The 6,988-nt window shown below is 62.0% G+C and carries 7 protein-coding genes; 5 read left to right on the top strand and 2 right to left on the bottom strand.

What is annotated here, in order from left to right; translation table 11 throughout:
* Window positions 1–155: 155 nt before the first annotated feature.
* Together msrA and AAFX91_RS37230 are read right to left on the bottom strand one after the other, a co-directional pair.
* Window positions 156–812, bottom strand: a complete 657-nt coding sequence (msrA, locus tag AAFX91_RS37235; RefSeq protein WP_394569830.1) for a peptide-methionine (S)-S-oxide reductase MsrA — start codon at window positions 810–812, stop codon at window positions 156–158.
* Window positions 813–943: 131 nt separating this feature from the next.
* On the bottom strand, window positions 944–1,261 hold the full coding sequence (locus tag AAFX91_RS37230; RefSeq protein ID WP_394569829.1) for a hypothetical protein: 318 nt from the start codon (window positions 1,259–1,261) through the stop codon (window positions 944–946).
* A gap of 357 nt (window positions 1,262–1,618) precedes the next feature.
* Here AAFX91_RS37230 and rpsT point away from each other — a divergent pair, with 357 nt between their 5' ends.
* The 5 genes from rpsT (at window position 1,619) to AAFX91_RS37205 (ending at window position 6,916) form a co-directional block, all read left to right on the top strand.
* Window positions 1,619–1,885 (top strand): 30S ribosomal protein S20, encoded by a 267-nt coding sequence (gene rpsT / locus AAFX91_RS37225; RefSeq protein WP_394569828.1) that lies wholly within the window; start codon window positions 1,619–1,621, stop codon window positions 1,883–1,885.
* Between the two features lie 1,214 nt (window positions 1,886–3,099).
* Window positions 3,100–4,530: a chromosomal replication initiator protein DnaA gene (gene dnaA, locus AAFX91_RS37220; protein ID WP_394569827.1), complete on the top strand. Its 1,431-nt coding sequence runs from the start codon at window positions 3,100–3,102 to the stop codon at window positions 4,528–4,530.
* A 367-nt stretch (window positions 4,531–4,897) separates the two neighbouring features.
* On the top strand, window positions 4,898–6,016 hold the full coding sequence (dnaN, locus tag AAFX91_RS37215; RefSeq protein ID WP_394569826.1) for a DNA polymerase III subunit beta: 1,119 nt from the start codon (window positions 4,898–4,900) through the stop codon (window positions 6,014–6,016).
* Window positions 6,017–6,165: 149 nt separating this feature from the next.
* On the top strand, window positions 6,166–6,471 hold the full coding sequence (locus tag AAFX91_RS37210; RefSeq protein WP_394569825.1) for an endonuclease domain-containing protein: 306 nt from the start codon (window positions 6,166–6,168) through the stop codon (window positions 6,469–6,471).
* Between the two features lie 151 nt (window positions 6,472–6,622).
* On the top strand, window positions 6,623–6,916 hold the full coding sequence (locus AAFX91_RS37205; RefSeq protein ID WP_394569824.1) for a leucine zipper domain-containing protein: 294 nt from the start codon (window positions 6,623–6,625) through the stop codon (window positions 6,914–6,916).
* The last annotated feature ends 72 nt before the right edge of the window (window positions 6,917–6,988 follow it).

Below are 6,988 nucleotides of genomic sequence, written 5' to 3'. Positions count from 1 at the left end.
CGCGAAACTACTTCGCCGTCGTCGCCATTGCCGCCACTCTGCTCTGGATAAGGTAACTGTCCACACGGCCTAGTCTTGCACCGGTTATGGTTAACAAATGGTTGTTGGAGAGAACTCCCTCGCCCCGCTCTTGCGGGGAGAGGGAGAGCGCGCGATCAGGCGGTGACGCCGACGCCGATGGGGCACGACACGCCGGTGCCGCCAAGGCCGCAATAGCCCGCCGGATTCTTGGCGAGATATTGCTGATGATAGTCTTCGGCGAAATAGAACTCGCCCGCCGGCGCGATCTCGGTGGTGATCGGACCGAGACCCTTGGCCGAAAGCGCTTTCTGATAGGCGGCCTTCGAGGCCTCCGCGGCCTTTCGCTGCGCGTCGTTGAAGGTGTAGATCGCGGAGCGATATTGCGTGCCGACGTCATTGCCCTGACGCATGCCCTGCGTCGGGTTGTGATTTTCCCAGAACGTCTTCAGGAGCTGCTCGTAGGAGATCTTCTTCGGATCGAACACGACCAGCACCACTTCGGTGTGGCCGGTGCGGCCCGAGCAAACCTCCTCATAGGTCGGATTCGGCGTGTAGCCGCCGGCATAGCCAACGGCCGTTGTGTAGATGCCATCGCCGAGTTCCCAGAATTTGCGCTCCGCGCCCCAGAAGCAGCCGAGCCCGAACACCGCCTGCTCGAGGCCTTCAGGGTAAGGCGGCTGCAGCTTGCTGCCATTGACGAAGTGGGTAGTGGCGGTCGGGATCGGCGTGGCGCGTCCCGGCAGCGCTTCGGCTGCACTCGGCAACGCGGTGGTCTTGCGCATGAACAACATGGATTACCTCCAGGCGGGACATCGGCCTGAAGCCGGAAACGGCTTCGGCCGGCTTGGCCCACTATATAGGTGTTTACGCGCGATCTGGCAGCCCCGTTACGGGCCCACAATCCAAAGGCGCAAAGCTCCGATCAGTCCCGCGCGTAGCCGATCAGCGGCTTGCGCGGCCGGAACAGGATCATCAGCAGGATGCCGGCGACGCCGAGCACGGCGAAAACCGGCTGGTCGAGGATGAACTTGATCACGCTGTCCCAGAGGAAAGGCGCGGTGCGTTCGATCCAGGCACGGAAGGCGGCCTGGCTGGACTGGTGGATGTCGTTCCAGAACTGGCCGAAGCGGGTGAAGTGCAGGGTCTGATCGGCGACGAAGCGGGCGCCGTCATAGACCATGAAAACAAATCCGCCGGCCAGGAGCAGCAGGCCGATTAGCCGAAAAAACCCGCGGATCATGCCTCACCCTAGTCCCTGTCCGCCCCAAATGCGCCAAGGCCCATTAACGGCAGGAAGGGCGGAAATTCAACCTGTTCAGCACCTTGGCGGCCATTTTCTGCCGGATTCCGACCTCCCGGGCCGGGTGGAAAACGTTGACGCTGAGGGCCGGCCCCTCTATAAGACCGTACAATGGCGGCGGGCGCAATCCTGCCGCCGCTGTTCTTTGGACGGGCGGCTGCCGGGACTTTTGCATCTGGGCACGGCTCCCTCAAGAACGCAGCTCGACAACACAGCAGAGTAGATCACGCGATTTCAACGGCCGGCGCGCTCGAGCCCGACCAACAGAGCGACCAACGCCGAAGGACAATTGAGACCATGGCCAACACCACTTCCGCCAAGAAGGCGACCCGCAAGATTGCCCGCCGCACCATCATCAACAAGTCGCGCCGCACCCAGATGCGTGGTGCCGTTCGCTCGGTCGAAGAAGCGATCAAGCGCGGCGACCGCGATGCAGCGCTGAAGGCGATGGTCCACGCTGAGCCCGAATTGATGAAGGCCGCGCAGCGCAACATCGTTCACCGCAATACTGCGAGCCGCAAGGTCTCGCGCCTGACGCATCAGATCGCCAAGCTGGCGAAGTGAGCTGACAGAAAAACATTTTCGTCAAAGGCCCGGCTCTTCGCCGGGCCTTTTTCTTTTGCGCAGCTTCGAGCGACTGTGCTCTCGAATTGACTCGCTGTTGCAGGACAGCGCGTGTGTCATATTGGGCGCACCCGTGGTTTTACTGGTCCTGCAAGTTCTTGCTGCGCTGTACACGCGACGCCGTGATTAAATACGCACGCCTGCGCCACATAAATGGAAGCACTAAACATTTTCCTCGGCGAAAAGCCGCGAAGGGTTACCCTCCAAAAGCAATCGCGAAAAACTTCGTCTCGCTAATCACTTACCCACATAGCGAAGCCAACTTGTTTGAAAATTGGCGCCGCCGAGATGCTACGTAAATATTTTATGAACTTTTTTTTCCGTTACACCGCGCTTTGTGACACGCGCGAATCTGCGCGGTGATTCAAAAACTTGCTTTCGGGTTTCGCAATTGCAATGCCGCAACACCGGCGAAGACTCAACTCACGAGCCACAAACAACGGATTGTCAGAAATCGCGCTTGGTGTATTTGTTTATGCGTTCGCGGCGCCCACGGCTCTTAAGATCAGCGCGATTTTAGACCCACGGGCGGACGTGCAAATCGGCGGCGGTGTGCGCGTTAGCGACGCTTTCCAAGCGAAGCTGAGTTGGTAGCTCATAGCAATATGAGAACGGCTGTTCTGTGTCTGGATTTCTCGATCGCAGCGTCCGCGCTGCGAGAGAGGCGAACTGGGGAGACACGTAACAGCCGCGGCCTTAAGCAGCTGGGAACGCGGAGCCCGTGAATGGGTTGACAAGGACTGAACTACGCGGCGGCGCAGCACTGAACATTCCGATGTTCGGGAGCGGCACACTGAATTTGGACCACTTGCGAGCGGATTGCTCGCCGCGCGCAATCGCGGCGAGAGGGGGAGGCAGTATGATTTACGGAACCATCGCAGCATTCGAATTGCGCATTTCAGACAAGTCCGTATTCGACACCTTGGATTGCACTTCCGCAAACAGCCCCACGCGAACTCCGGATACACCTTCGAGTACGCGCTGACCTCGCGAACGCAGGTCTGTTCCAGCACATAATCTGTCGCGCGGCGGTTTCGCCGAACGGGAGAGGTGTGTCCGGAGCAGAAGGCCTCGCTTGAGGTCGCGTCGTGGCAAGAAACATGCACGGCGCTTTCACAAACAACGGCACTCCTCTTGAGAAAAGTCTTCAGGCAATGACAAACACGGAACAGGATCGCTGGTCGCGGGTGAAGGGACGGTTACGGACGACCGTTGGCGAGGATGTCTATACGAGCTGGTTTGCGCGCATGGATCTTGAGGGCGTGCAGGACGAAAGCGTCCGCCTGTCGGTTCCGACCCGATTCCTGAAGAGCTGGATCCAGGCGCACTACGCCGATCGCGTGCTCTCCTGCTGGCAGGCCGAGATGCCGGAAGTGCACCGCATCGATCTGACCGTGCGCACGGCAGTGCGGCCTTCGCCCACCCCGAAGGAGATTCCCGCGCCGGCAGAAACGCGCCGCGTCGAGCGGCCGGAAGGACGGCCCTCTGTCGAACTGCGTTCGACCGCGACCGCGCCGGTATCCGCAAGCCACGATGCGCTCGGTGGCTCACCGCTCGATCCGCGGCTGACATTTGCGAGCTTCGTGGTCGGCCGCTCCAACACGCTCGCGCATGCCGCGGCACGCCAGGTTGCGGAAGGTCGTCGCGGCGATCCCGTGATGTTCAACCCGCTCTACATCCATGCCGGCGTGGGGCTCGGCAAAACCCATCTTCTGCAGGCGGTGACCTGGGCCGGCAATTCCGGCGGCGAGCGCAAGGTGCTCTATCTCACCGCGGAAAAATTCATGTACGGCTTCGTCGCGGCGCTGAAGACGCAGACGGCGCTGGCGTTCAAGGAAGCGCTGCGCGGCATCGATGTGCTCGTGATCGACGACCTGCAATTCCTGCAGGGCAAATCGACCCAGGCCGAGTTCTGTCACACGCTGAATGCGCTGATCGATGCCGGTCGCCAGGTCGTGATCGCGGCCGATCGTCCGCCGTCGGATCTGGAAAGCCTCGACGACCGCGTGCGCTCGCGGCTTGCCGGCGGGCTCGTGGTCGAAATGGGATCGCTCGGCGAAGAGCTGCGCCTCGGCATCCTCAAATCGCGCGTGGCCGCGGCCCGCGTCCATCACGCAAGCTTCGACGTGCCCGACGAGGTGCTGGACTATCTGTCACGCACCATCACCCATAACGGCCGCGACCTCGAGGGCGCGATCAACCGCCTGCTCGCGCACAGCAAGCTGAACAACCAGCCGGTGACGCTGGAGATGGCCGAGCGCGAGGTCCGCGATCTGATCCGTCCGCAGGAGCCGAAGCGCATCAAGATCGAGGACATCCAGCGCGTGGTCGCCCGGCAGTACAATGTCAGCCGTTCGGACCTCCTGTCCTCGCGCCGTACGGCGAACGTGGTACGCCCGCGCCAGGTCGCGATGTACCTGGCCAAGACGCTGACGCTCCGCTCGCTGCCTGAGATCGGCCGGCGCTTCGGCGGGCGCGACCACACCACGGTGCTCCATGCCGTGCGCAAGATCGAGGCACTGGTCGCCAAGGACAACTCGCTCTCCGAAGAGGTCGAATCCCTGAAGCGCCAATTGCAGGAATGAATTCTTCCCTGCCGCCCGGACCATGATCCGATCGGACGGAATCGGATCATGATCCATCCTTTTGTTTGAGCATGATCTTTTCGGAAAACCGGTTTCCACTTTTCCGGATCATGCTCTAACCGGGGCGGGAACGGCCTTTATGCCTGAAAACGTGGGGAACGGCGTTCCGCTCCCTTGCGCTCGCGCGTTATCCGCGCCACCTTGGGGTCCCCCCGACGGTTTGGTCAAATCCCATGGATTGGCCGGCTTTCGGGCCTCAAACGCCGCGGCGCGCCTATGGCCGCCCCGGCCTTTCCATCTTAGAGCACGGTGGGTTACCGGTTTTCGGACAGACCATGCTCAACTCAGGGATCTGGCGGGTATTGCAATGAAGGTCACCGTCGAGCGCGCGCAACTCCTGAAATCGCTCGGCCACGTGCATCGCGTGGTCGAACGTCGCAACACCATCCCGATCCTCGGCAATGTGCTGGTCCGCGCCGAAAATGCCAAACTCTCGCTGAAGGCGACCGACCTCGATCTCGAGGTGACGGAGACGCTGGCCGCGGAAACCGCCACCGCCGGCTCGACGACGGTGCCCGCCCACATGTTCTACGACATCGTGCGCAAGCTGCCCGACGGCGCCCAGATCGTGCTGGAGGCGGATGGCGACCGCTCGGTGCTGGCGATCCGGGCCGGCCGCTCGCGCTTCACCCTGCAAACGCTGCCGGAGAGCGATTTCCCGGATCTGGCCGCCGGCGACATGACGCATTCCTTCGCACTGCCCGCCGCCGGCGTGAAGCGCCTGATCGACCGCACGCAGTTTGCTATCTCGACCGAAGAGACGCGCTATTACCTCAACGGTATCTACCTGCATTCGGCGGGCAGCGCCAAGCAGGCGACGCTCCGCGGCGTCGCGACCGACGGCCACCGCCTGGCGCAGGTCGACCTGGTGCAGCCGCAGGGCGCCGCCGGCATGCCCGGCGTGATCGTGCCGCGCAAGACCGTCGGCGAAGTGCAGCGGCTGATCGAGGATACCGAGGCGGAAATCACCATCGAGCTCTCGCCGGGCAAGATCCGCTTCACGCTCGGCAATGTGGTGCTGACCTCGAAATTGATCGACGGCACTTTCCCCGATTACGGCCGCGTGATCCCGCAGAACAACGACAAGGAACTGGTGGTCGACAAGAAGGATTTTGAAGCCGCCGTCGACCGCGTCTCGACCATCTCCAGCGAGCGCGGCCGCGCGGTCAAGCTGTCGCTGTCGGCAGGCAAGCTCGTGCTGTCGGTGACAAACCCGGATTCCGGCAGCGCCACCGAGGAACTGGAGGTCGAATACGCCTCTGACGCGCTCGATATCGGCTTCAACTCGCGCTATTTGCTCGACATCGCCGCCCAGATCGAGGGCGAAGTCGCAGTCCTGAAACTCGCCGATCCCGGCTCGCCGACGCTGGTGCAGGACAAGGACAACAAGAGCGCGCTCTACGTACTGATGCCAATGCGGGTGTGACACCTCCTCGCGAAACGCGCTCCAATGCACCCTCTCCCCTTGTGGGAGAGGGTGGCGTCTCACGAAGTGAGGCGCCGGGTGAGGGGTTCGCGCCGCAAACACCACACCATCGACCGATCGCCAAGCGCATCCGCAACTTCGCAAAGAAGATGCGTCGGGAGCCAATCGACGCCGAAGCGAAGATGTGGCGACTACTCCGAGATCGACGCCTTTCGCATCTCAAGTTCCGTCGACAGGCCCCATTTCAGAACTACATTCTCGACTTCGTGTGCTTTGAAAAGCGTCTCGTCATCGAGATAGACGGCAGTCAGCACGCGTCGTCGGAACGAGACGCTGCGAGAGAAGCAGCCCTCTTGAAGGAAGGCTTTCGTACCGCACGCTACTGGAACAACGATGTGTTGCAGCAACCCGGGGCAATATTGGAGGACATTCTCGCAAAGCTTGCCGAGCTGTGAGATACCCCTCACCCGTCGCCTCACTGCGTGAGGCGCCACCCTCTCCCACAAGGGGAGAGGGGAAGGAAAGGTCCTGACCGGCTACATGGGTAACAGAATAGACCGGCGACATGGGTAACAGGTCAACTGGTCGGCAAGGAGGACCTTGCCGATGGGGTGGAAGGAGACCTGTACCGTGGAAGAGCGGATGCGGTTTGTGGTGGCGGTTGAGAAGCGCGAGGAATCGTTTGCGGCGACCTGCCGGCGGTTCGGCGTGAGCCGCCGGATCGGGTACAAGTGGCTGGCGCGCTTTGAGGAGGAAGGGACTGTCGGCCTGCTCGACCGTTCACGAGCTCCACAGCACCACCCGCACGCGATTGCGCCGGACATTGCCGAGCGCTGCCTTGAGGCGCGGCGAGCGCATCCGAGCTGGGGGCCGGTGAAGGTGCGGGCCTATCTGGTGTAGCGCGTCGATCTGGATGGGAAGGCGCGGCAATCTGGATGACGAGTCAGTGTCGCAGCGAGGTGATGATTGCCG

The organism is Bradyrhizobium sp. 31Argb (assembly GCF_043638955.1).
Lineage (GTDB): Bacteria > Pseudomonadota > Alphaproteobacteria > Rhizobiales > Xanthobacteraceae > Bradyrhizobium.
This window is presented reverse-complemented; position numbering and strand designations above follow the sequence as displayed.